Source organism: Mesorhizobium sp. B2-4-1, from assembly GCF_006442185.1.
Lineage (GTDB): Bacteria > Pseudomonadota > Alphaproteobacteria > Rhizobiales > Rhizobiaceae > Mesorhizobium.
Window position 1 is genome coordinate 293502 of the sequence record NZ_VFVN01000002.1, and the last position, 24863, is coordinate 318364.

19 protein-coding genes are annotated in these 24863 nt (G+C 63.9%); 9 read left to right on the forward strand and 10 right to left on the reverse strand.

All coding sequences use genetic code 11. The annotated features are described in order from the left end of the window. Window positions 1–21 precede the first annotated feature (21 nt). The 6 genes from FJ949_RS06075 to hutI form a co-directional block, all read right to left on the reverse strand. Window positions 22–8598 carry a glucoamylase family protein gene (locus FJ949_RS06075; RefSeq protein WP_140494135.1) on the reverse strand — a complete coding sequence of 2859 codons (8577 nt, stop codon included), beginning with the start codon at window positions 8596–8598 and terminating at the stop codon, window positions 22–24. A 266-nt stretch (window positions 8599–8864) separates the two neighbouring features. Continuing rightward, a complete protein-coding gene (locus FJ949_RS06080) occupies window positions 8865–9452 on the reverse strand; it encodes a HutD family protein (RefSeq protein WP_140494137.1) in 588 nt (195 codons plus the stop codon). Window positions 9453–9463: 11 nt separating this feature from the next. Then, the gene (hutU, locus tag FJ949_RS06085; protein ID WP_140494139.1) at window positions 9464–11134 is read right to left on the reverse strand and encodes a urocanate hydratase; all 1671 of its coding nucleotides are present in this window, start codon (window positions 11132–11134) and stop codon (window positions 9464–9466) included. A 36-nt stretch (window positions 11135–11170) separates the two neighbouring features. After that, complete coding sequence (gene hutG, locus FJ949_RS06090; protein ID WP_140494141.1) at window positions 11171–11986, reverse strand: N-formylglutamate deformylase; 816 nt, start codon at window positions 11984–11986, stop codon at window positions 11171–11173. 70 nt (window positions 11987–12056) lie between these two features. After that, window positions 12057–13592, reverse strand: a complete 1536-nt coding sequence (gene hutH / locus FJ949_RS06095) for a histidine ammonia-lyase (protein ID WP_140494143.1) — start codon at window positions 13590–13592, stop codon at window positions 12057–12059. Beyond that, window positions 13589–14821: an imidazolonepropionase gene (gene hutI / locus FJ949_RS06100; protein ID WP_140494145.1), complete on the reverse strand. Its 1233-nt coding sequence runs from the start codon at window positions 14819–14821 to the stop codon at window positions 13589–13591. The genes hutH and hutI overlap by 4 nt, the downstream gene beginning before the upstream one ends. 96 nt (window positions 14822–14917) lie before the next feature. Here hutI and FJ949_RS06105 point away from each other — a divergent pair, with 96 nt between their 5' ends. Together FJ949_RS06105 and hutC are read left to right on the forward strand one after the other, a co-directional pair. Beyond that, window positions 14918–16273, forward strand: a complete 1356-nt coding sequence (locus FJ949_RS06105; RefSeq protein ID WP_140494147.1) for a formimidoylglutamate deiminase — start codon at window positions 14918–14920, stop codon at window positions 16271–16273. Between the two features lie 13 nt (window positions 16274–16286). Beyond that, entirely contained in the window at window positions 16287–17033 is a 747-nt protein-coding gene (hutC, locus tag FJ949_RS06110) for a histidine utilization repressor (protein WP_140494149.1), read from the forward strand. A 62-nt stretch (window positions 17034–17095) separates the two neighbouring features. Here the strand turns inward: hutC and FJ949_RS06115 are convergent, their stop codons facing one another. After that, window positions 17096–17440 carry a RidA family protein gene (locus FJ949_RS06115; protein WP_056562755.1) on the reverse strand — a complete coding sequence of 115 codons (345 nt, stop codon included), beginning with the start codon at window positions 17438–17440 and terminating at the stop codon, window positions 17096–17098. Between the two features lie 220 nt (window positions 17441–17660). On the opposite strand from FJ949_RS06115, the gene aztA reads away from it, so the two are divergent. From aztA to FJ949_RS06135, 4 genes are all read left to right on the forward strand, one after another. Next, the gene (gene aztA / locus FJ949_RS06120) at window positions 17661–18494 is read left to right on the forward strand and encodes a zinc ABC transporter ATP-binding protein AztA (protein ID WP_140494152.1); all 834 of its coding nucleotides are present in this window, start codon (window positions 17661–17663) and stop codon (window positions 18492–18494) included. Continuing rightward, window positions 18494–19369, forward strand: coding sequence for a zinc ABC transporter permease AztB (aztB, locus tag FJ949_RS06125; protein ID WP_140495011.1), 876 nt, complete (start codon window positions 18494–18496; stop codon window positions 19367–19369). Before aztA ends, aztB begins: the two co-directional genes overlap by 1 nt. Window positions 19370–19397: 28 nt before the next feature. Further along, entirely contained in the window at window positions 19398–20339 is a 942-nt protein-coding gene (aztC, locus tag FJ949_RS06130; protein WP_140494154.1) for a zinc ABC transporter substrate-binding protein AztC, read from the forward strand. 144 nt (window positions 20340–20483) lie between these two features. Continuing rightward, window positions 20484–20822, forward strand: a complete 339-nt coding sequence (locus tag FJ949_RS06135; protein ID WP_140494156.1) for a TIGR01244 family sulfur transferase — start codon at window positions 20484–20486, stop codon at window positions 20820–20822. Here FJ949_RS06135 and FJ949_RS06140 read toward each other — a convergent pair. Further along, the gene (locus FJ949_RS06140) at window positions 20819–21286 is read right to left on the reverse strand and encodes an Lrp/AsnC family transcriptional regulator (protein WP_140494158.1); all 468 of its coding nucleotides are present in this window, start codon (window positions 21284–21286) and stop codon (window positions 20819–20821) included. The genes FJ949_RS06135 and FJ949_RS06140 overlap by 4 nt on opposite strands. A 138-nt stretch (window positions 21287–21424) precedes the next feature. Here FJ949_RS06140 and hppD point away from each other — a divergent pair, with 138 nt between their 5' ends. The 3 genes from hppD (at window position 21425) to FJ949_RS06155 (ending at window position 23205) form a co-directional block, all read left to right on the forward strand. Then, window positions 21425–22537, forward strand: a complete 1113-nt coding sequence (hppD, locus tag FJ949_RS06145; protein ID WP_140494160.1) for a 4-hydroxyphenylpyruvate dioxygenase — start codon at window positions 21425–21427, stop codon at window positions 22535–22537. A gap of 69 nt (window positions 22538–22606) precedes the next feature. After that, entirely contained in the window at window positions 22607–22831 is a 225-nt protein-coding gene (locus FJ949_RS06150) for a type II toxin-antitoxin system prevent-host-death family antitoxin (RefSeq protein WP_023813589.1), read from the forward strand. Then, window positions 22828–23205, forward strand: coding sequence for a type II toxin-antitoxin system VapC family toxin (locus FJ949_RS06155; protein ID WP_140494162.1), 378 nt, complete (start codon window positions 22828–22830; stop codon window positions 23203–23205). The genes FJ949_RS06150 and FJ949_RS06155 overlap by 4 nt, the downstream gene beginning before the upstream one ends. A gap of 9 nt (window positions 23206–23214) precedes the next feature. Here FJ949_RS06155 and FJ949_RS06160 read toward each other — a convergent pair whose 3' ends face one another. Together FJ949_RS06160 and FJ949_RS06165 are read right to left on the reverse strand one after the other, a co-directional pair. Beyond that, the gene (locus FJ949_RS06160) at window positions 23215–23751 is read right to left on the reverse strand and encodes a DinB family protein (RefSeq protein ID WP_140494164.1); all 537 of its coding nucleotides are present in this window, start codon (window positions 23749–23751) and stop codon (window positions 23215–23217) included. Window positions 23752–23770: 19 nt separating this feature from the next. Next, on the reverse strand, window positions 23771–24784 hold the full coding sequence (locus tag FJ949_RS06165; RefSeq protein WP_140494166.1) for a fumarylacetoacetate hydrolase family protein: 1014 nt from the start codon (window positions 24782–24784) through the stop codon (window positions 23771–23773). Window positions 24785–24863 lie beyond the last annotated feature (79 nt).

Below are 24863 nucleotides of genomic sequence, written 5' to 3' on the forward strand. Positions count from 1 at the left end.
ACAGGGTTGAAGCTGTTGATTTTACGAAGGTATCTTCACGACGACTTCGACCTTGCTACCAGCCTTCGGTTGGAAAGACGCGGATTTCGTCTTCGAACCATCAACTTCAAGCGAGATCGACTTGGTCTTTTTGTCGCGGACGACACGCACCGTGACTTCGGCCCCCAGCATTTTGAGCGTGGCGGCGTAGCCATCCCAATGGCTGGGCAGTTTCGGCCTAAACGTGATCTGCTTTCCACGCCGCTCGATGCCGAGAATGCCTTCGACCGCCGCCCGGTACAGCCAGCCCGCCGAGCCCGTGTACCACGTCCAGCCACCGCGGCCGCCCTTGTTGTCGCTGGCATTGCCGTCGCCGGCGTAGATATCGGCCGCAACCACGTAGGGCTCGACGCGGTAGCGCTCTGCCGAGGCCTCGTCCAATGCGTGGTTGACCGGGTTCAGCATCGAGAAGCAGCGATAGGCCTCGTCGTTCAGCCCCATTTCGGCCAGCGCGATGACGAACCAGGTGGCGGCATGAGTATACTGGCCGCCATTCTCGCGAACGCCCGGCGGGTAGCTCTTGATGTATCCCGGGTCCTTCTTCGTCTTCGAAAAGGGCGGCGTGAACAGCTTGAGGATCTTGAGTTCGTCGTCGACGAGCAGCTTGGTCGCCTGCTGCATCGCCGTCGTCGAACGCGCCGGATCGCCCTCGCCCGAGAGCACGCTCCAGGACTGGGCGATGGAGTCGATCCTGCACTCCTGGGATGAGCGCGAACCGAGCGGCGTGCCATCGTCAAAACTGCCGCGCCGATACCATTCGCCGTCCCACGCCGTGCTCTCCAGCGCGCGTTTCAGCGCGTCGGCATGCTTTGCCCAGGCCTGCGCGTGCTTGGCATCACCCTCGGTCTTGGCCACGGCGGCGAAGTCGCCCAGCGTCCGCAGCAGGAACCATCCGAGCCAGACGCTCTCGCCCTTGCCTTGCTCGCCGACGCGGTTCATGCCGTCATTCCAGTCGCCGCCGAGGATCAGCGGCAGCCCGGCGGGACTGCTGCGCGCAATGGCAAGATCGAGCGCACGCGCGCAATGCTCGTAAAGGGACGCCGTCTTTTTCGAAATTTCGGGCGTGAAGAAAGCATCGTGCTCGCCCTCGCCGAGCGGCTGTCCATCGATGAAGGGCAGCTGCTCCTTCAGGATGGTGGCGTCACCCGTCACCAGCAGGTAGCGCGCGGTGGCATGGGCCAGCCAGACCACGTCGTCGGAGATCAGCGTACGCACACCCGCCCCGGTGCGCGGCAGCCACCAATGCTGCACGTCGCCTTCAGGGAACTGCCGACGCGCCGCGTTGAGGATCTGGTCTCGCGCCAGTTTGGGATCGTGCGCCAGCAGAGCCAGCGTGTCCTGCAACTGGTCGCGGAAGCCGAAGGCGCCGCTGGCCTGATAGAAGGCAGAGCGGGCGCGGATGCGGCAGGCGAGGCTCTGGTAGGGCAGCCAGTGGTTGACCATGGCGTCGAGCGCCTTGTCCGGCGTTTCGACCTGAATGGTGTCGAGGAAGCCGCGCCACTCGCGCTCGTTGTCGGCCAGACGCTGGTCGAAATCCCTGCCCCGATGCTTGCGCACCAGGGCGCTCGCTTCCGCGGCCGAGCCAGCGTCCCCGAGCAGCCAGAACAGCGTGACGTCGCCGCCGGCCGGAACATCGATGTCGCGGGCGATTGCAGCGCAGGGATCGTCGCCGGCCTCCACGCGGCCTGACAGTCCCGCACCGCTCAGCACCGCCTGCGGAAACTCGCTGGTGCCGTGCCGGCCCAGGAATTCGGTCCGGTCTGCTGTCACCGAATGCACGCCGTCATCGGCGGCGAGGAAGGCGACACGCTCGCCGAAATCGAGCCCGTAGGGGTTCTGTGCCAGCAAGGCGCCGGTGGCGGCATCGCGCGACGGAACGATGGACGCCGCCGTCCGCGAGCGATGTCCGCCCAGCACCCATTCGGCATAGGCATAGACGCGCAGCCTGGCCGGCGCCGGGCCGGTATTCTGGATGCGCAGGCGGGAAATCTTCACCGGGTCGACAGGGTCGACGACATGGGTAAGGTCCATCGACAATGAGCCGCGCTTCGACCGGAAGGTGGAGAACCCTTGGCCGTGCCACGTCTCGTAAGTCATCGACGGATCGCGCACCACGGCGGCGAGCGGCGAGAATGCCCGGCCACTGGCGTGATCATAGATATAGATGCCCTCACCGGGCCGGTTCGAAACCGGATCGTTCGACCACGGCGTCAGTTGGTAATCGCGGCTGTTGCGGCTCCAGGTGAAGGCAGCGCCTTCGGCGGAGACGTGGAAGCCGAACGAGGCATTGGAAATAACATTGATCCAGGGTTGGGGCGTGGTGCTGCGGCCGGCCAGGCGCACGACATAATGCCGCCCGTCGCCCTCGAAACCACCGAACCCGTTCCATTGGCTGAGCCCGTGCCCGTCCGCCGCCAGGGCCTGCGAGCCAAAGGAATGCGTCATAGGCCCCAATTCGGGCAATGCCGCCGGCTGCTGGGCATCGCGCGCCTGCAAGGCGGCCACTTCGGCCCGCTCGATCTGATCGAAGATGGTGCCGTTGCGCGTGTGCAGAACCACGCGGGCAACCGCAAGCAGCGTCTTGTAGGTGGTCTCGTCCATCAGGTCGCGGCGCACGGCGAATATGTGCTGGCGCGGTCCGAGCTCCTTGCCGCGCAAGCGGCTGTTCTCGCACAGGGATTCGACTGCTCGCTGCAGGTCCTGCACATAGGAGGAGGCCTGTTCGTTGACGACGACGAAATCGATCATCATGCCACGGGTGCGCATGTACTCCTGGAAACGGAGCGCCTGGGCGACGATTTCGAGATCGGCGACGTCGCCGATCCTGACCAGGAAGATCGGGAAATCGCCCGAGATGCTGGTCGGCCACAGGCTCGACTGCTTGCCCAGTCCCGAAGCGATGGATTCTGCCGGCAGGCGCAGGAATGGATCCGGATAGATCAGGTAGCGCGCCAGCTTCTGTACGTTGGCGGCGTCGGCCAGGCTGAGGCCGAGATGCCGGGTCTGCACCTGGCTGCGCGTCCAGGCGAGCATGGCCTGGCGGGCAAAGCTCTCCGGGTGGTCGAGCCGGGCAATGGCCTCCTCCAGCTCCGCGCGGTTGGAACCGACGACGGTCCAGAAGGTCAGCGATATCTTCTTGTTGGCGGGCACGCGCACCTGGCGGCGCAGCGAAGCGACCGGATCGAGGGTAAAGCCGGAATGGCCGCCAAGCCGGGCGCCCGGATCGAAAGCCGCAGCGTCGACGATGGTGCGGCCACGGCCGATAAAGGCGCGCCTGTCGGTCTCGGCTTCGGCGTCGCGCGCCGGACCGGACGGGTCGGTGACGAAATGCACCATCGTCACGTCTGGCTCGCTGGTCTCGCGCTTGCGCCGCGTGGCGAAGATCGCCCCATTGTTGGGGGCAATTTCGGTCTCCACGAACATTTTCGAGAAGGCGGGATGGGCGTTGTCGGATACCTCCAGGCCCAGCACCAGCTCGGCGAAGGAGGTCACTTCGATGTGGCGGTCGGTCGGTCCCTCGTTAAACAACGTCACGCGCCGGCCTTCGCCATTGCCTTCCGAGATGACGATGCATTCGACTTCGGAGCGCAGCGTGCCGACCAGTTTGACGAAGCTCGCCTTGTCGTCGGAGAACAGCGTCTGGGTGCGCTCCTCGGCCGCGCGCTTGGGCTCCGCCGTCGCCGACCACCAATCACCAGTGCCGGCGTCGCGCAGGAAAATGTAGGAGCCGAGCCGGTCCTCGGTCGGATCCGGTTGCCAGCGCGTGACGGACAGATCGCCCCACCGGCTGTAGCCGGAGCCTGTCGCGGTGACCATCACCGAATAGCGGCCGTTCGACATCACATTGGTCGAACGCAGAGCCCGCACAGGATCGAGCACGATGCGGGTGTCGGGACTCTCGGTTTCGGTCTCGTCCTTCGCCCGTTCGTCCGCCTCGGTCCTGACGGTCGCGGTCGGGATGTCGCGCGGCGCCCTCTCCTGGAGCAGAAGCTCGGCCGACTCGATGACCGGATCGCTGTGGAAACGGTCGCGCAGGCGACCCTCGAAAATGGCGTCGGCGACCGCCGCGATCGACATGCCGGAATGGTGGGCCATGTAGTTCTGTACGACGACGTGATCGGTGCCTTCCGGCACGCGCTGCGGCGTGAAATCGACGGCGTCGTAGTAACCATGGCGGCCAAGCGCGCCGAGCTCCCGTAGGCGCGCTAGGTTCTGCACCGCTTCGCGCGGGTTGAACTGCGCGGCCAGCACGGTGGCGTAAGGCGCGATCACCGTGTTCTGGCCAAGGCCGCGCTTCAGCCCGAGACCGGGCACGCCGAAATTGGTGTACTGGTAGGTCAGCTCGCGGTCGCGGGCATTGTAGGCCGCTTCCGAAATGCCCCAGGGCACATTCTTCTGACGGCCATACTGGATCTGGCGCTTGATGATCAGCTTGCTGGTCTGGTTGAGAATCGAACCTTGCGGTTCCTTCATCACCAGCGGCGGCATCAGATACTCGAACATCGAGCCGGACCAGGACATCAGCGCGCCCTGGAAGCCGATCTCGACGATCGGCCGGCCAAGCCGGAACCAGTGCTCGGTCGGCAGGTCGCCCTTTGCGATGGCGAACAGGCTGGTCAGCCGCGCCTCGGAGGCCAGAAGATCGTAGCAGCTCTCGTCGAGCTGGTGCTCCTCGACCCGGTAGCCGATCGACAGCAGCTTGCGCTCCGGCCGCATCAGGAACGAGAACTCCATCTCGAAGGCGAAGCGGCGCGTGCGCTCGCGCAGGGTGAGCAGCTTGGCACGCAGCGCCTCTACGGCGTTGTCGTCGCTGTGGGCGTCGTGGACATGCGCCTCGCAGGTGGCTTCGAGCCTGGCCGCCCAGTCGACGATGACATCGCTCTGTGGCGATGCCGCCTCGGTGTGGATGGCGGTGGCGAGCTTGCGGATCTCGCCGGCCAGCACAGCCAAATTGATGGTGCGGATCGAGGCCATTTCCGGCTGCGCCTTGATGGTGTCGACGGCGCGCCGCATGCCGTCGAGGCGGTCGGCCAGACGCTGGCGCAAGGGACGCAGCTGACGGCGGTCGTCGGGCAGCTCATCCAGGCTCTCGCCGAGGATGGTCACTGTGTCGAGGATGCCCTCGAAATCGCCCTGGAGATGAACGGACGGCGCCTCGGCCCATTCGGCGCAGGCCGCCGCCACCGCCACCAGATGGCCGGCGAGATTGCCGCTGTCGACAGCCGAGATGTAGAGCGGATAGAGCGGCTTCAGTGTGGTGGTGTCGTACCAGTTGAAGAGATGGCCGCGGTTGCGCGGCATGCTCTCGATGGTCGTCATGGTGGCATCGATGCGGGTGATGGCATCGGACAGGCTGATCCAGCCGAAATCGCGGGCCGAGACGACCGACAGGAGATAGACGCCGATGTTGGTCGGCGAGGTGCGCGGCGCGACCACTGGCGCCGGGCTCTCCTGGAAATTGTCCGGCGGCAGATGATGATGCTCGGCCGTGACGAAGGTTTCGAAATAGTGCCAGGTGCGGCGCGCCACCGTGCGCAGCGCATGGATGTCGGCCTGCGATATGCGCAGCCGGTCCTCGGTCTCGGCCGAACGGCTGATCCAGCTGGCGATCGCCGGGGAGCCGATCCAGAACAGAGCGAAGAAAAAGGCGACGAAGGCGCCGGTGGAATCGGCCAGCACCGGAATGGCGAGGCCGACGAAGCCGATGATCACGGCGCCGTACATCATGCCGTAGTAGGAGCCGACATCGTTGTCGCCGGCCTTGTGCGCCTGCGAGGCGGTGCGCCATTCCAGCAGGTTCTGCCGGGAGACGAACAGCCGGTAGAGCGTGCGCACGATGGCGTCGCCCATCATCCAGGCGTTATGCGCCATCAGCACGATCTTCAATGCCACCATGGCGGTGCCGAAGGCCACGTCGCGCGCCAGCGCGGAGAAATGGCCGCGCGGCGTCTGGTCACCGCTCTTGGGCAGTATGGCGTTGACGACGTCGAAAGTGGGCGCCATGAACAGGCTGAGGATCAGCAATGCCTGCCATTGTGCTGCCTGCGTGAAGGGCAGCAGCGTCCAGCCGGCGATCGCCGCCATCACCCAGAAGATCGGCGTCAGCGAGCGGCGCAGATTGTCGACCATCTTCCAACGCGACAGCGCCGGCACGCCGGAGCGCGGATCGAGGATGAAGCCCAGGAGCTGCCAGTCGCCGCGTGCCCAGCGGTGGTGGCGCGAGGCATCGACCGAGTAGCGGGTCGGGTAATCCTCGACCAGTTCGACGTCGGTGACGAGCGCCGAACGCGCCAGCGCGCCTTCGAGCAGATCGTGGCTGAGGATGGTGTTTTCCTCGATGCGGCCCTGTAACGCGGCCTCGAAGGCATCGACGTGGTAGAGGCCCTTGCCGGTGAAGGAGCCGTCGCCGAAGACGTCCTGGTACAGGTCGGACACCGCAAAGACATAAGGATCGAGGCCGCGATTGGCCGAGAAGACCCGTTGGAAGAACGACGCCTCGTCGCCGCTGGTCAGCGAAGCGGTGATACGTGGCTGCAGGATCGTGTAGCCCGAGGTGACGACGCGCCTGGTGGCATCGAAATGCGGTCGGTTGAGCGGGTGGCAAAGCTTGCCGACAAGCGTAGCGACCGCATCGCGGGTGGTGCGCGTGTCGGCGTCGAGCGTCATTACGTGAACGACTTTTTCCGGCAGCGGCACATCGAGCGGCAGGAAGGTGGTGTCGCTGTCGCCGCGCAGCAGCAGGTCAAGCTCGTGCAGCTTGCCGCGCTTGCGCTCCCAGCCCATCCAGCATCCCTGCGCGGCATTATAGAGCCGGCGCCGGTGCAGGAGATAGAAGCGCGGCGCGCCTTCGGCGGGATAGCGGGCGTTGAGGCGGGCGATCTCGTCACGGGCGAATTCGAGAATCTCGGTGTCGGCCGCGTCGATCTCGGTCTTGCTGTCGGGCCAGTCCGACAGCAGGGCGAAGTGGATCTCGTCCGCCAGATTGGCGAGGTAATGCACCTCGATGTTGCGGATGTTTTCCTCGACATCGTCGCGCGAGCCGATCAGCGACGGCACCACCACCAGCGTGCGTGCCTCGGACGGCACGCCGTGCCTGTAGTCATAGCCGATAAGGCGCGTCGGCTTGAGGAACAGCGAGACAACGGTATTGAAGAAAGCGAGCGCGCCTTCGCTGGCCGGCACGGCAAACAGCGCCAGCATCAAGACGATCGAAGGCACAGACAGGCCGAGATTGGCAAGGGCATTGCCGGAAACCACCAGCAGCAGCACGGTCAGCGCAAAGACCGGCAGGACGATGCCCAGCCATCCGGTCTTGGCAAAGGTGCGCTTGACGGTCTGACTGACGGTCGGTCGGTAGCCGATCGCCTTTTCCAGCTCCAGCCGGCGTGGCCCGACAAGGAAAAAACCGACATCCGTGTGCGCTAAAGGAGCCGCAAGGCCATCTGCGCCGTGGGCGGCGGATGCAATTTCGTTGGTGATCTGGCCGGCCAGTTCGATCGCCTTTTCGGCGACGCGATATTCCGACAGATTCGAGCGGCGGGCCAGCTCTTCGATCGCGGTCCGGTACTGGTCACGCGAGAAGAAATCGAGCGCGGCGAAGTCGGTGCGCTCGCGCAGCACCGTGTCGATACGGCTGACGCCCTCGAACCACACCGTCCAGTCGATATCGTTGATGAGCCGCAGGCCGCGTATGATGTTGCCGGTCGTCACATTGCCGCTGGACAGCGTATGATGCTCGGAAATGATGATTTCCTCGGCGTCCGAGCCGGTCTTCTCGAGTTCGCCTTCCAGCCACTCCAGCGCCTTGCCTGCATTCTGCGAGCCGTCGCGCAAGCGGTAGAGCAGTTGCGTGGCAAAGGTGGTGTCCTGGGCGTGCGCGCTGAAATTGGCCAGGATCGCTTGCCGGTCCCGGGTATCGTCGGTCGCCAGCACCTTGTCGGCGACATCATTGGCGATCTGGCGCATCTGCCGGGTGCGGTTGACCCTGACCGCAAGGCGGCGAAGATTTTCGATCAGAACGAAGCGCAACAGCGACGGCAGCGCCCAGAGTTCGCCGATCTTCAGCGGCTCGACCGACTGGAAGCCCTGGACGATGGCCTTGAACATGGTCGCGGAGACGGAACTGTCGGAATGCGCCACATAAGTCCAGGCCAGCGCCAGCGCGCGCGGCACGCCGCCGCCGTCCGGCAGCTTCAGCGTCGGCAGTTGACGATAGAAGCGGCGCGGCAGGTCGCGCTTGACCTGGAAAATGGTTTCCTCGACCAGATAGTTGTTGTCGAGCAGCCATTGCGCCGCGGGCGTGATGGTCTCGCCCCTCGCCTGCGCGGCGTTGGTCGAACGGTAGACTTCGAGGATCTTCTTGGCGCTGTCGCGGATGCGGGCCTGGAAATCGAATGGCGTCAGGCCGAACAGATCCGCGAGATCGCCCTTGGCCAGGCTTTCACCGAGCAGCCGAAGGCGTTCCTCCGGCAGGAAAATGGATCTTATCGGTTCTTCCGTGATGGGCGGGAAGCTCGCGCTAGTCTTTTCGATTTGTGCTGGATTCGTCTGAATATTCATTGAAAATTCCGTAAGCGGGCACTCAGCGGCGTCACCGCCACGGCAATGGCCCTAAAACCGATTCAAATGCAATTGGTTGCATGCCCAGCTTTTGCCGAAAATTGTTTCCGCACCACGACAAGGCATCGTCTTTCGACAGTTTCAAAGACGAACGCCCCTCACTCCCGCCGAGACCGATCGACGGAAAGGATTCAGGCTTTTTCGTGATCCCGGCTGGAGCTTACCCTATATTTCGCCGGCATCACGATCATGTTTGGAAACAAGCGTTAATCGTTGGGTCGAATGCCATCGATCCGGACCACGAATACTGTCGGGTGGTCGATGGGCTTGATGCGCAGGCCAGCTGTGGCTGAGGCAGTCAGGAGTGCGTCGAGGTGGCTAAGGCGAATAGGCTCTGCGGCGGAAACCAAGACTTCCCCACCCAGGCACAGGACGAGGGTCGCTCTGCTTTCAATCCCGATTTCCAAAGGGTTCGACATTACGAGGCGTTCGACGGAATGCCTCATGCGGCCACGCCGGGTCATCACGTTGAGATCGGTGATCGGACCGGCGATCAGTTCGGCACTGGTCGGCCGGTCGGCTGGAAAGGAAAACGGCGCTGAAGCGGCGGTCAGGCACGCCGGCGGCTCGCCGGCGACATCAAGAATGATCCCCTCGCCTTCCAATACCGACAGGGTGCGGTCAATGCCGGCAAAGCTGGAGAACGGCCCGCTGCCTTCGACGCGCGCCATCGAGACACGCCAGTCGAAGGCGTCGAGCCCGGCATCGGCCGGCGAGACGGCGATTTCCGTCGTCACGCCGCCGCCGTTCTTCCATGGCATCGATTTGTATTCGGCTGCCCGCAGGACGCGCATCGGTCGGCCTGTTATCCCAGAATGCCGGGCAAATTGAGCTGATGCTCCCTGGCGCAGTCGATGGCGATGTCGTAGCCGGCGTCGGCGTGCCTCATGACGCCGGTCGCCGGATCATTCCACAGCACCCGCTCCAGGCGCCTGGCTGCCTCAGGCGTGCCGTCCGCGACGATGACCATGCCTGCATGCTGGGAAAAGCCCATGCCGACACCGCCGCCATGGTGCAGCGACACCCAGGTAGCGCCCGATGCCGTGTTGAGCAGAGCGTTGAGCAGAGGCCAGTCGGAAACAGCATCCGAGCCGTCCTTCATCGCCTCTGTCTCGCGGTTCGGCGAGGCGACCGAGCCGGAATCGAGATGGTCGCGGCCGATGACGACAGGCGCCTTGAGTTCGCCTTTGGCGACCATCTCGTTGAAGGCGAGGCCCAGCCGGTGGCGATCGCCGAGGCCGACCCAGCAGATGCGCGCCGGCAAGCCCTGGAAGGCGATGCGCTCGCGCGCCATGTCCAGCCAGTTGTGCAAATGGGTGTTGCCGGGCGTCAGTTCGCGCACCTTGGCGTCGGTCTTGTAGATGTCCTGCGGGTCGCCGGAAAGGGCCGCCCAGCGGAACGGGCCGATGCCGCGGCAGAACAGCGGGCGGATATAGGCCGGCACGAAACCGGGAAAGGCAAAGGCGTTCTCGAAGCCTTCTTCCTTGGCGACCTGGCGGATGTTGTTGCCGTAGTCGAGCGTCGGCACGCCGGCGTTCCAGAAGGCCACCATCGCCTCGACATGCTCGCGCATCGAGGCGCGGGCGGCTTTCTCGACTGCTTTCGGGTCGGACGTGCGCTTCTCGCGCCACTCGGTGAGCGTCCAGCCCTTGGGCAGATAGCCGTTCAACGGATCGTGCGCCGAAGTCTGGTCGGTGACCATGTCGGGGCGCACGCCGCGCCGCACCAGTTCCGGCACGATATCGGCGGTGTTGCCGACCAGGCCGACCGATTTCGCCTCGCCCGCCCTGGTCCAGCGCTCGATCTTCTCCAGCGCCTCGTCAAGCGTGTCCGCCCGCTCGTCGACATAGCGGGTGCGCAGCCGGAAATCGATGCGGTCGGGATCGCATTCGACGGCCAGGCAGCAGGCGCCGGCCATGACGGCGGCGAGAGGCTGCGCGCCGCCCATGCCGCCGAGGCCGCCAGTCAGGATCCATTTGCCCCTGAGATCGCCGCCATAGTGCTGGCGTCCGGCTTCGACGAAGGTCTCGTAGGTGCCCTGCACGATGCCTTGCGTGCCGATATAGATCCACGAGCCGGCCGTCATCTGGCCGTACATCATCAGGCCTTTCCTATCGAGCTCGTTGAATTTCTCCCAGGTCGCCCAATGCGGCACCAAATTGGAGTTGGCGATCAAAACGCGCGGCGCGCCCGGATGGGTGCGGAAGACGCCGACCGGCTTGCCGGACTGCACCAGCAGCGTCTCGTCCTCGCCAAGCGTCTTCAGCGAAGCGGCGATGCGGTCGAAATCGTTCCAGGTGCGCGCGGCCCGGCCGATGCCGCCATAGACGACCAGTTCGTTGGGATTTTCGGCGACATCGGGATCGAGATTGTTCATCAGCATGCGCAGCGGCGCTTCGGTCGTCCAATACCTGGCATTGAGCTTGTCGCCGCGGGGGCTGCGCACTTCGCGGATGTTGTGGCGAGGATCGGTCATGTCGTCACTTCCCTTTCAGATGAGTGCGGCGAGGCGTCAGCTCTCGACCCACGAAATCGCGGTCTCGAGGATGGATGTCAGCGTGGCGCGGATCGGCGCGGCGAAGGCGGCGTCGTAAGGCACCGGCCAGTTGTCGGGCGCGCCCTTGCCTTCGGGCTCTCGCATGTAGCCGCGGTTGGACAGTTCCATCTGCAGCGCATGGACGCCGTTTTGCGGCTGGCCGAAATGGCGCGTGATCCACCCGCCCTTGAAGCGGCCATTGACCACGAAGGTCTCGCCGGTCTCGGCCAGGATCCCGGCGACCTTTTCCTGCAGCGCCGGATCCGTGCTCTTGCCGTCATTGGTGCCGAGATTGAAGACCGGCAGCGTGCCATCGAACAGGCGCGGCAGCACAGAGCGGATCGAGTGGCAGTCATAGAGGACGATTTTGCCATGCAATCCGCGCAGCCGGTCGATCTCGGCCTGGAGCGCGGCATGATAGGGCATGAAGAATTTTCGGCGACGCTCGTCGATTTCCGACGGCCCCGGTTCCTCGCCTGTACGGTAGAGCGGATCGCCGTCGAAGGTTTCGGTCGGGCACAGCCCGGTCGTCGCCTGACCAGGGTAGAGCGAGGCGCCGGACGGATCGCGATTGACGTCGATGACGGTGCGCGAGATGGCGGTGTGCACGACGGTGGCGCCAAGACCTGCGGCGAAATCATAGAGCTTGTCGATCCACCAGTCGCAGTCGCGCTGGCCAAGCCAGCTCGAGACCAGCCGGTTGTCGAGACCGGCGAGATCGATGCCGGTGTGCGGCATGGAAACCAGCAGCGGCGCGGTGCCTTGTTTTACCGTCAGCCAAGGAGGTGTCATGCGAGGCCTCCGCATGTTGGAGCTCTACGGCTGGGATGAGAAGGAACGCAACCTACCATGCCAAGCACTCTCATGAGGCAATTCCCGGCAGCGCCACCGCGCTCGCCGCCTTCACCGCTGCACCGCTGCGCACCATGGCGATGGCTTTCTCCATGTCGGGATGGAAATGCCGGTCGTTGTCGAGATGCGGCACCTCCGCCCTGACCAATTTGCGCACCGCTTCGAGTGCGGTGCTGGAAGCGAGCGGCGCGTGGAAATCGCAGCCCTGGGTCGCGGCCAGCAACTCGATGCCGATGACGGCCGTGGCGTTCTCGACCATGCCGATCAGCCGGCGCGCACCATGTGCGGCCATCGAGACGTGATCCTCCTGGTTGGCCGAGGTCGGGATCGAATCGACGCTTGCTGGATAGGCCTTCTGCTTGTTTTCGGAAACCAGTGCCGCCGCCGTCACCTGCGGGATCATGAAACCGGAGTTCAGGCCGGGCTTCGGCGTCAAAAAGGCGGGCATGCCCGACAGCGCAGGGTCGACCAGCATGGCGATGCGGCGCTCCGACAGCGAGCCGATCTCGCAGACGGCGAGTGCAATCATGTCGGCGGCGAAAGCCACCGGCTCGGCATGGAAATTGCCGCCCGACAAGGCCGTGTCGTCCTCGGCGAAGATCAAGGGATTGTCGGTGACGCCATTGGCTTCCGTGCCGAGCGTGTCGGCCGCCTTGCGCAACACGTCGAGGGCCGCCCCCATCACCTGCGGCTGGCAGCGCAGGCAATAGGGATCCTGTACGCGTTCGTCGCCGACGCGGTGGGATTCGCGGATGGCGCTGCCGGCCATCAGACTGCGCAGCGCATCCGCCGTCTCGATCTGGCCGCGATGCCTTCTCAAGAGATGGATGCGCGGATCGAAGGGGGCGTCCGAGCCCCTCGCGGCGTCGGTGGACAATGCACCCGCGACCAGTGCCGACTGGTAGAGAACCTCGGCCTCGAACAGGGCCGCCAGCGCGTAGGCGGTCGAGAATTGCGTGCCGTTAAGCAGCGCCAGCCCTTCCTTGGCGCCAAGGATGACAGGCTCCAGCCCATGCGACACGAAGGCGACCTTGGCCGGGAAGCGGCCATGCGGGGTGAAGCATTCGCCGACGCCGACCATCACGGCCGTCATGTGCGCCAGGGGCGCGAGGTCGCCGGAGGCGCCGACCGAACCTTGCGCCGGCACCACCGGGATGACATCGTTGGCCAGCATCGCTTCCAGCAGCTCGATGGTACGCGACCGCACACCGGAGGCGCCTTGCGCCAGGCTGGCAAGCTTCAGGGCCATCATCAGCCTGCAAACAGCGACCGGCATCGGCTCGCCGACGCCGGCGGCGTGCGAGAGCACGATGTTGCGCTGGAGCGTTTCGAGATCCTGGGCAGGAATGCGGACGCTGGCCAGTTTGCCGAAACCGGTGTTGATGCCATAGACCGGCTCGCCCTTGGCGACGATGCGTGCGACAGCCTCCGCACTCGCCTTGATCCTTGGCCGGCAGGCATCGTCGAGCCTGGGCACGGCGCCGCGATAGATGGCGCGCCAGTCGGCCAGGGTCACGTTGCCGGGTTTCAGTACGAGTTCGGTCATTGTCCTCTCCAGATGCGCGCGTGCAAGGGGTTGAAGCCCATGCGGTAGACGAGTTCGGCAGGGCGCTCGATGCTCCAGATCGCTAGATCGGCGGATTTCCCCGCCTCCAGCGTGCCGGTCTGTCCGAGCAGACCCAGTGCGCGGGCGGCTTCGCGGGTCACGCCCGCGAGGCATTCATCGACCGTCATGCCGAACAAGGTCGCCGCCATGTTCATGGTCAGCAGCAACGACGTCAGCGGCGAGGTGCCGGGATTGTTGTCGGTGGCGACGGCCATCCTGACGTCATGCCTGCGGAATAATTCGATCGGAGGTTTCTTCGTTTCGCGAATAAAATAGTAGGCGCCGGGCAGGATCGTCGCCACGCTGCCCGATGCAGCCATTGCCGCCGCGCCTGCCTCATCGGTGTATTCGAGATGATCGGCCGACAACGCGCCATAGCGCGCGGCGAGTTCGGCGCCATGCAGGTTCGACAATTGGTCGGCATGGAGCTTTACCGGGAGGCCAAGCGCCTTTGCGGCTTCGAAGACCCGTGCCATCTGCTCGACCGAAAACGCGATGCCTTCGCAGAAACCATCGACGGCGTCGGCAAGCCCGTCGGCAGCAATGGCCGGCAGGATCGTGGCGGTGATGAGATCGATGAAGGCGTCCTTGTCGCCCTTGGCTTCCGGCGGCAAGGCATGGGCGCCGAGAAAGGTCGTGCGGATCGTCACCGGGCGCTCGGCGCCCAGGCGGCGCGCCGCGCGCAGCGACTTTTTCTCGTTTTCCAGGTCAAGGCCATAGCCGGACTTGACCTCGACGGTGGTGGCGCCCTCGGCGATCAGCGCATCGAGACGCGGCAGTGTCTGAGCGACCAGTTCGTCCTCACCCGCGGCACGCAAGGCCCTAACCGACGAGACGATGCCGCCGCCGGCCCTGGCGACCTCCTCATAGGTGGCGCCGGCCAGCCGCATCTCGAACTCGTTGGCGCGGTCGCCGGCATGGACGAGATGGGTGTGGCAGTCGATCAGGCCGGGCGTGATCCAGCGGCCCTCGCAATCGACGATCTCGGCACGCTGCTCGAACGCCGCCGGAATATCGGCTTCGGCGCCGGCATAGACGATGATGCCGTCACGCGCGGCGACGGCGCCCTTTTCGACGACGCCCTGCCCTGCCCCTTCGGCAAAAGTCGCCAGGCGCGCATTGCGCCATATGCGAACCGCCGCCGCCCGGCTCCTGCTTTCTCCAGCCATCATATTTTCCCTTTGAAAGGATGGCGGCTATGTATATACATATTAAAAAGCACCGCAAGTGCTATTGTCATCATAAGCCAGGATTCGGAGAACAACGTGACGGCGATCTTTGCGGAACAGGCGCTTCTGCCGGAAGGCTGGCGAAGCAATGTGCGCATCGCCCTGGGCGGAGGCCGCGTTGCGGCAATCGACGCCGGGGTTGCGCCGAACACCGGCGACGAGCGCCACGCCATCGTCCTGCCGGGCATGCCCAACCTGCATAGCCACGCGTTCCAGCGCGGCATGGCCGGACTTGCCGAGTTGCGCGGCCCGTCGGCCGACAGTTTCTGGAGTTGGCGCGAGGTGATGTACCGTTTCGCGCTGTCGATGACGCCCGACCAGGTCGAGGCGGTAGCCGCCCAGCTCTATGTCGAGATGCTGGAGGCCGGCTTTTCGCGTGTGGGCGAATTTCATTATCTGCATCACGACCGCGACGGAAAGCCCTACGCCAACATTGCCGAAATGGCCGAGCGCATCGCGGCCGCCGCCGCAGAAACCGGCATAGGCTTGACGCTGCTGCCGGTCTTCTATGCACACTCTTCTTTCGGCGGCGCGGCTCCCAACGAAGGTCAGCGCAGATTTCTCAATGATGTTAACCGGTTCTCACGCCTGGTTGAGAAAAGTCGCGAATGCGTTCGCACCTTGAATCAAGCGGTCATCGGCGTCGCCCCCCATAGTTTGCGTGCGGCGACGGTCGAGGAGTTGCGACAAGTCGCTGCGATGACGCCGGAGGGACCGATCCACATCCACGTCGCGGAACAAGTGAAGGAGGTCGAGGACTGCATCGCCTGGTCGGGCGCGCGTCCAGTCGAGTTTCTGCTTGGCCATGCCAATGTCGACCGGCGCTGGTGCCTGATCCATGCCACCCATATGACCGATGCCGAGACCATGGCGATGGCAAAAAGCGGCGCGATCGCGGGGCTGTGCCCGATCACCGAAGCCAATCTCGGTGATGGCATTTTTGCGGCGCCGCTGTTCGCGCAACATGGCGGCCGCTTCGGCGTGGGCTCCGATTCCAACGTGCTGATCGGCCTGCCGGACGAGCTTCGGCAACTCGAATATTCGCAGCGTCTTGCCCACCGCGCCCGCAACGTGCTGGCGGTCGCCGGCGGCTCGACCGGCCGCGCGCTGTTCGACGCAGCGCTTGACGGCGGCAGCGTCGCCCTTGGCGCCGGCGCCTCGCGGATCGCCATTGGCGCATCCGCCGATCTCGTCTCGCTCGACCACAGCCAGGCGTCGCTTGCCGGCAAGACCGGAGACGCGATCCTCGACGCCTGGATCTTCGCCAACGGCACCAAGGTCGATTGCGTCTGGGTGCACGGCCAAAAGCAAGTCAGCGGTGGCAGGCACGCCAGGCGCGACGCCATCGCGGCGCGTTTCCGCAATGTCATGACCGCGCTTTCGGCAGGCTGATCAGGGACCGCCCATGAGCATGGTGGCGACAGCGGAGACGGAGGGCGGCGAGACGGTGTCGCTGCATCAGCGCATCCTGTCGGACATAAGCGAGAAAATCCTGTCCGGCGCCTGGGCGCCGGGGCATCGCATCCCGTTCGAGCACGAGCTGACGGCCGAATATGATTGCTCGCGCATGACGGTGAACAAGGCGCTGTCGCAGCTTGCCAAGTCAGGACTGATCGAACGCCGCCGGCGCTCAGGCAGTTTCGTGCGTCGGCCGCAATCGCAAGCGGCGGTGCTGGAAATCCATGACATCAGGATCGAGGTCGAAGCGCTCGGCCTGCCCTATCGCTACGAGCGGCTTGCGCGCCTGAAGCGGCGCAGCAGCGCGCAAGACCGGTCGCTGCTCGGGCTTTCCGCCTCGGGTTCGGTGCTATCGCTGGAATGCCTGCATTTCGCCGGAGAACGGCCGTTCGCGCTCGAAGAGCGGCTGATCAATCTCTCCGCCGTCAAGGAAGCCGGCGAGGAAGAGTTCCTGGATATTGCGCCGGGCCCGTGGCTGATCGGCCGTGTGCCGTGGAGCGAGGCCGAGCATCGCATTCGTGCTGTTGCCGCCGACGAGCGTGTTGCCGATGCCCTCGACATCGGTCTTGGTGCGGCCTGTCTTGTGGTCGAGCGCCGGACATGGAGTGCCGAGCACCCGGTCACCCATGTGCGCTTCACCTATGCAGCCGAGAGCCACACGTTGGTGGCAAGATTCACGCCGTCACACGGATAGCATCTCTTCCCTTCTCCCCTTTTTGCCTTCGCAAGGAAGGGGAGAAGGGAAAGCGCAGCGCCTCAGATGGCCGCGGTGATAATGATCTCGACCAGATATTCCGGACCGGCGAGCTTGGCTTCGCCGGTGGCGCGTGCGGGTGTGTGGCCCTGCGGCACCCACTTGTCCCATTCCGAGTTCATCTCCGCGAAGGTGCCCATGTCGGCCAGCCAGATGATCGCCTGGACGATCTTGGTCTTGTCGGTGCCGGCCTTGGCCAGCAATTCGTCGATCGTCGCCAGAATATCGCGGGTCTGCGAGGCGACATTGCCGCCCGGCTCTCCGACCTGGCCGGCCAGATAGACGGTATTGCCGTGAATGACGATCTGGCTCATGCGTGGGCCAACATCGATGCGACGAATGCTCATGGGAGTTTCCTTCCTTTGTGGTCGCGCCTCTTTAAAGTTGGCACCGGCTTCGGGCAAGGCCGAGCGTTCCAAATCCCCTTGGACCAGCGGCGCCGGAGAGTCACGGCAAGTTGAGCCGGCAGCCACAATTCCGCTCGATTGGCTTGTTGACTAATGTAATAACATCACATATCCAATCGGCGCTGCCCGGCAGCCGCACTACCGCCCCACGGACCGTCAAATGACCGAAACCTGCCTGACATTCCGTGACCTGACGCTTGGCTATAACAGCCATCCGGCGATCCATCATCTGGACGGCATCATACGCAAAGGCTCGCTGACCGCCGTCGTTGGCGCCAATGGTTCGGGCAAGTCGACGTTGATGAAGGGTATCGTCGGCGTGCTGAAGCCGATGGCCGGCGCTGTGACGCGGGCGCCTGGCGTGCGCGCCGCCTATCTGCCGCAGCAGTCGGAACTCGACCGCAGCTTTCCGGCCCGGGTCGTCGATCTGGTCTCGCTCGGCCTGTGGCCGAAACGCGGGCTGCTCGGCCGCCATACCAAGGAGGATCGCCAATCCGTCAGCGAGGCGTTGATGGCGGTCGGCCTTGGCGGCTTCGAGACCCGCCCGATCGACACGCTGTCGGGCGGCCAGTTGCAGCGCACCTTGTTTGCCCGCGTGCTGTTGCAGGATGCGGATCTAATCCTGCTCGACGAGCCGTTCAACGCCGTCGATGCAAAGACGATGGGCGATCTTATTGCGCTGATCAAGCGCTGGCATGGCGAGGAACGCACAATCATGGTCGTCGTCCACGACCTCGACCTTGTCCGGCAGAATTTTCCCGAAACGCTGCTGCTGGCCCGCCAGCCTGTCGCCTGGGGCGAGACGAAGGAGACGCTGCGGCCTGAGAATCTCCTGCGGGCCAGGCGCTTCCATGAAGCGTGGGAAGAGAACGCGCCATGGTGCGAGCCGGGCGGACCCGATCATGACCATGACGGACATGATCACAATCATGATGAGCCTGCCCATGCACAGGATCGTCACCACCATCATGGCGCCGGACCAAGGGCTGCATGATGAACGTCTTCTACGAACTCTTCATCGCGCCTTTCGCCGATTTCGCCTTCATGCAGCGGGCGCTGTTCGGCTCGCTGATGCTGTCGCTCGGCGCCTGTCCGGTCGGCGTGTTCCTGATGTTGCGGCGCATGAGCCTCTCGGGCGACGCCATGGCGCACGCGATCCTGCCGGGCGCCGCCGCCGGCTTCCTGCTTTACGGGCTGGAAATCCTGCCGATGACCATTGGCGGCCTGATCGCCGGCATCGTCGTTGCACTCGGCGCGGGCGCCGTCTCGCGATTCACCATCCAGCGCGAAGACGCCTCGATGGCCGCCTTCTACCTGATTTCGCTCGCCGTCGGCGTGCTGATGGTTTCGGTCCGTGGCTCCAGCGTCGACCTCATGCATGTGCTGTTCGGTACGGTGCTGGCGCTCAACGATGACGCGCTGACGCTGATCGGCGGCATCGTGCTGGTGACGCTTGCCAGTCTCGCCGTCTTCTGGCGGGCCTTGGTCGCCGAATGCCTCGACCCGCTGTTCCTGCGCTCGGTCAGCCGGTGGGGCAGTCCGGTGCATTTCATTTTCCTCGGCCTCGTCGTGCTCAACCTCGTTGGCGGCTTCCAGGCGCTGGGCACGCTTCTGTCGGTCGGACTGATGATGCTGCCGGCCGCCGCGGCCCGTTTCTGGACCGTGCGCGTCGAACCGATGTGCGTGCTGGCCGTGCTGATCGGCTTTGCCTCCTGCATCGCCGGACTGCTTCTGTCCTACCACGCCTCGCTGCCCTCAGGCCCGGCGATCATCCTGTCGGCAGGCGTCGTCTATTTCGCCTCGATCCTGTTCGGCACACGCGGCGCGCTGCGCGCCCGCATCATCCATCACCGTCATCGGACGGCCTGATCCACTCCAGCCTCCAAGGAGACCGCCCATGTTGAAATCGATCCGCGCCGCCCTTACGATGAGCGTTATAACATTAACTGCTCTCGACGCGTCGTCGGCCTTTGCGGCGCCCTTGAAAGTGGTCGCAAGTTTTACCGTCATTGCTGATTTCGCCAGGAATGTTGGCGGCGACCGCGTCAACATCACCACCATCGTGGGACCCGACGGCGATGCGCATGTCTACGAGCCGAGCCCGGCTGATGCGGTAGCCATGGCGGGCGCCGATCTGGTGCTGGTCAACGGCCTGCATTTCGAGGGCTTTCTACAGCGGCTGGTCGATGCCAGCGCCACCAAGGCCTCGATCGTCACCCTGACCAAGGGCGTGGCGGCGATCGACTTCAAACCGGAATTCGCCGATGCGGACGCGGCGGAGGGCGCGGGTACCGGCGGCGGCAAGACGGTCACCGACCCACATGCCTTCCAGTCGATCGCCAACGCCAAGATCTATGTGAAGAACATTGCCGAAGCGTTCTGCGCGGCCGACAATGATGGCTGCGTCAGCTACCAGACCAACGCCGCGGCTTACACAAAGAAGCTCGACGCGCTCGAAAGCGAGGTGAAGGCGGCGATCCAGTCCATCCCCGAGGCAAAACGCGTTGTCATCACCTCGCATGACGCGTTCGGCTATTTCGAGCACGAATACGGCCTGACCTTCCTAGCGCCGGAGGGCGTCTCGACGGATTCCGAACCGTCGGCCGCCGACGTCGCCAAGCTGGTCGAGCAGGTCAAGCAGGACAAAGCGGCGGCGATCTTCGTCGAGAACATCACCAATCCGCGCCTGATCGAGCAGATCGCCAGCGAGACCGGCATCAAGGTCGGCGGCACGCTCTATTCCGACGCGCTGTCGCAGCCCGAAGGCCCGGCCTCGACCTATGTCGACATGATGCACAACAACATCACGCAGATCAAAGGCGCGATCCTCGGCAGTTGAGCCGCTCCGACCCAACCGGGCCCTCGCGGCCCGGTTGGATTTTCCGGTCAGCACTCGCTATTTGGCAGAGAAATCCCTCGGCGTGGATTGCCGGCCGTGCCGGGGAGTGGCAAGACTGCCCAACCAGATTGCGAGGACACCACAATGGAATACCGCGAGATCAGCGAGGACTATTCGGTCTCGGGCCAGATCCAGCCCGAGGACGTCGCCGCCATCAAGGCAGCCGGCTTCAAGAGCGTGATCTGCAACCGGCCGGACGACGAGCAGCCCGGCCAGCCTTCGGCCGACACGCTCAAGGCCGCAGTCGAGGCTGCCGGGCTTGCCTTCCGCTACATCCCCGTCATCAGCGGCCAGATCACGGCGGAGAATGTCGAGGACCAGGGACAAGCGCTCGACGAGCTGGAAGGCCCGGTGTTCGCCTACTGCCGTTCCGGCGCCCGCTGCACCAATCTCTATGGGCTGATTCAGCAGTCGAAGGGTTAGATTGGCAGCGCGCCCGTCTCCTTGAGCGTCTCGAGCACAATCGCCGTCTTGACGTGCTGCACAGATTCGTGGGGCAAGAGCACGCCATTGACGAACTCCGACAATGATTTCAGGTCGGGCGTAACCACCTTCAGGATATAATCCATTTCGCCGGTCAGCGCGTGCGCCTCCTGCACTTCGGGCAGCCGCGCCACCAGTTCGCCGAAGCGCCGCGCATTGTCGCGGTTGTGAGTGGCCAAGGTCACCGAGATGACGTTGACCAGCGAAAAGCCCAGCCGGTCGCGGTCAAGCACGGCGCGATAGCCCTTGATATAGCCGTCCTCCTCAAGCCGCTGGCGGCGGCGCGAGCATTGCGAGGCCGAGAGGTTCACCCGCTCCGAAAGGTCGTTGTTGGTGAGCCGTGCGTCACACTGCAACAGCGCCAATATCTTGCGATCAAACTGATCAAGACGCGTATCATTCATGATACTTCCAAAAACCATGCACATTTCATGCATCAGATAAACATTTCAAGCGTTTGAATGCAAGCACCGTGCGACCTGCCCGCGCTATGATGAGTTGAGATGGCCCATCCAGGCCAAGCCAGCTTCCGGAGGATTATCATGGGTCCCTTCCCGCACGACGCCCCGCCCGCCAAGATCAGCAAGACCAACCCTGCCGGCACCGACGGTTTCGAGTTCGTCGAATTCGCGCATCCGGAGCCGCGGAAGCTGGCCGAGTTGTTCACCCGCATGGGCTACGTAGCCGTGGCCAGGCATCGCACCAAGGACATCACCGTCTGGCGGCAAGGCGACATCAACTATGTCGTCAACGCCGAGCCCAGCTCGCATGCGATGAAGTTCGTCGACAAGCATGGCCCATGCGCCTCCTCGATGGCGTGGCGGGTCGTGGACGCCAAGCATGCCTTCGAACACGCGGTATCGAAAGGAGCCACGCCTTACGAAGGCGCCGACAAGACGCTTGACGTGCCGGCGATCGTTGGCATCGGCGGCTCGCTGCTCTACTTCATCGAAACCTATGGCGAGAGGGGTTCGGCCTATGATGCCGAATTCGAATGGCTGGGCAAACGCGACCCCAGGCCGGAAGGCGTCGGCTTCTATTTCCTCGACCACCTCACGCATAATGTCTACCGCGGCAACATGGACAAATGGTGGGGTTTCTACCGCGACCTGTTTGGCTTCAAGCAGATCCATTTCTTCGACATCGACGGCAAGATCACCGGGCTGGTCAGCCGGGCGATCACCTCGCCCTGCGGCAAGATCCGCATTCCGCTCAACGAGTCCAAGGACGACACCAGCCAGATCGCCGAATATCTGAAGAAGTACAATGGCGAGGGCATCCAGCACATAGCGGTGGGCACCGACGCGATCTACGAGGCCACCGACAAGCTTGCCGCCAATGGGCTGAAATTCATGCCCGGCCCGCCGGAGACCTATTACGAGATGTCGCATGCACGCGTGAACGGCCATGACGAGCCGCTCGAACGCATGAAGAAGCATGGCATTTTGATCGACGGCGAAGGTGTGGTCGACGGCGGCACGACGAAGATCCTCTTGCAGATCTTCTCCAAGACCGTGATCGGACCAATCTTCTTCGAATTCATCCAGCGCAAGGGCGACGAAGGCTTTGGCGAAGGCAATTTCCGCGCACTGTTCGAATCGATCGAGCAGGACCAGATCAAGCGCGGCGTGATCAAGGTGCAGGCCGCGGAGTAGATCGATCCCGACCGGCGGCTTGCGGTTCGATAAATTATGACCTAAATTATGGTCACAAAGGATCGAGCCATGAATGTTTCCATCGCCGAGGCCAAGGCCAAATTGTCGGAACTCGTCAGCCGCGCGGAAGCCGGTGAAGAGATTGTACTCACGCGCCACGGCAAGGTGGCTGCGCGTATCGTGCCTCCGGCAGCGGCGGAACCCTTGCCGCGTATCGGCGCGTTGAAAGGCAAGATCTGGATTGCGGACGATTTTGACGAACTCGGCCCCGAATGGGACGAGTACGTCAAATGATGATCGGCCCGTTTCTCGCCGATACACATATCATCCTTTGGTCGATTTCGGACGATCGACGTCTCAGCAAGCACTACCGCGCCATCCTGGCTTCGGAAGCGGTGGTGTTCGCCAGCGCGGCAAGCGTCTGGGAAATTGCCATCAAGCGCTCAATCAGAAAACTCGATGCGCCGGATGATCTGCCAACACTGCTTCCAAGGATGCAATTTCAGCCGCTCGCCGTCACCTTCCAGCATGCGAACGCTGTCGCTGGCCTACCCCACCACCATGGCGATCCATTCGACAGACTACTGATTGCGCAGGCGCAAATGGACAAACTAACCATCATGACATCCGACCCGCATTTCGCCCGCTACGACGTCGCCCTGACATAAGCAGTGGTCTCACAAACCCAGCCGTCCAACCTCCTCCTGCCTCAGCTTCAAATCATAATCGAGCAGGAACTCGTCGAGTTGCGGCGGCGCGACCGACGTGCCGGACAGCATCGCGTGCACCTGGCCGCGATGGTGGATGTCATGCAGGAAAACATGGGCAAGGATATCGCCGATCTTTTCCGGGATCATGCCGTCTCCACGCCGGTCAGTGATGACATGGCGGTCGAGGTCGGCTTCCAACAAGGCATCGCAGAAGGTGATCAGCCTGCGGTCGAACTTGATCTGGGCCACTGACAAATCGGCTGCGTTATCGAACGGCACGAAATCATCGTACACCGCGGCGCCGATACCGCCCTGCTCCAGAAAATCGAGATAGAGAAGATCGACCGCAAGGATGTGGTTGAGCGTCGCCCTTATCGACGGGAAGAAGCTGATGCGATTGGCTTCGAATTCACCAGGCCCCAGCATAAGCACGGCGCGGTAGAGCCGGTCGTTCGACCAGCGGTTGTTGCGGGCCATTCGGCGCAGATGATCAAGCAGGTTCATCCTTCAACTTCTTGCGCTCTCACCCTTCATATTTCTCGACCGTCTGCTCGATGGCGCCGAAGATCGAATGCCCGGCCTTGTCCTTCATCTCTATGCGCACCGTGTCGCCGAAACGCAGAAACGGCGTCTTCGGCTCGCCGCTCTCGATGGTCTCGATCATGCGCAGTTCAGCGATGCAGGAATAGCCAGCGCCGCCGGCCGAGACAGGCTTGCCAGGCTCACCGCCGAGCTTGTTGGAGACGGTGCCGGAGCCGATGATGGTGCCCGCCGCCAGCGGCCGTGTTTTCGCCGCGTGCACGATGAGCGCGGGGAAATCGAACGTCATGTCGACGCCGGCATTCGCCCGGCCGAAAGGTTTGCCGTTGAGGTCGGCAAGCAGCGGCAGGCTGACCTTGCCGCCATCCCAGGCCTCGCCCAACTCGTCCGGCGTCACCGCGACCGGCGAGAAGGCCGAGGACGGCTTGGATTGAAAGAAGCCGAACCCCTTGGCGAGTTCCGGTCCGGTAATGGCACGCAGCGTCACGTCGTTGACCAGCATCACCAGGCGAATCGCCTCCCGCGCTTTTTCAAGGCCAGCGCCCATCGGCACATCATCGACAACGACCGCGACTTCCGCCTCCATGTCGATGCCAAAGGCCTCGTCGGCCATGCGGATCGGGTCTCGCGGCGGGATGAAGCTGTCGGAGCCGCCCTGATAGATCAGCGGGTCGGTCCAGAAGCTCGCCGGCATCTCGGCCCCGCGCGCCTTCCGCACCAGCTCGACATGATTCACATAGGCCGAACCGTCAGCCCATTGATAGGCGCGCGGCAGCGGCGAATGGGCATTATGTTCGTGAAAGCGCGCCGACGGCACCGCATTGCTCTCGAGCGACTCCGCCATTGCGGCCAGATGCGGCGAAATCCGCCGCCAATCGTCGAGCGCCGCCTGCAGCGTCGGCACCAGGAAGGAGGCATCGGTGAAGCGTGTAAGATCGCGCGAGACGACGACGAGCTTTCCGTCGCGCGTCCCGTTCTTCAATGTGGCAAGCTTCATGCGGTTTCCTCTCCTGACGCGGCCTTGCGCCGCTTGGCCCACAACAAGGCTGTTATGGGCAATCGTCAAGCCGCCGGCT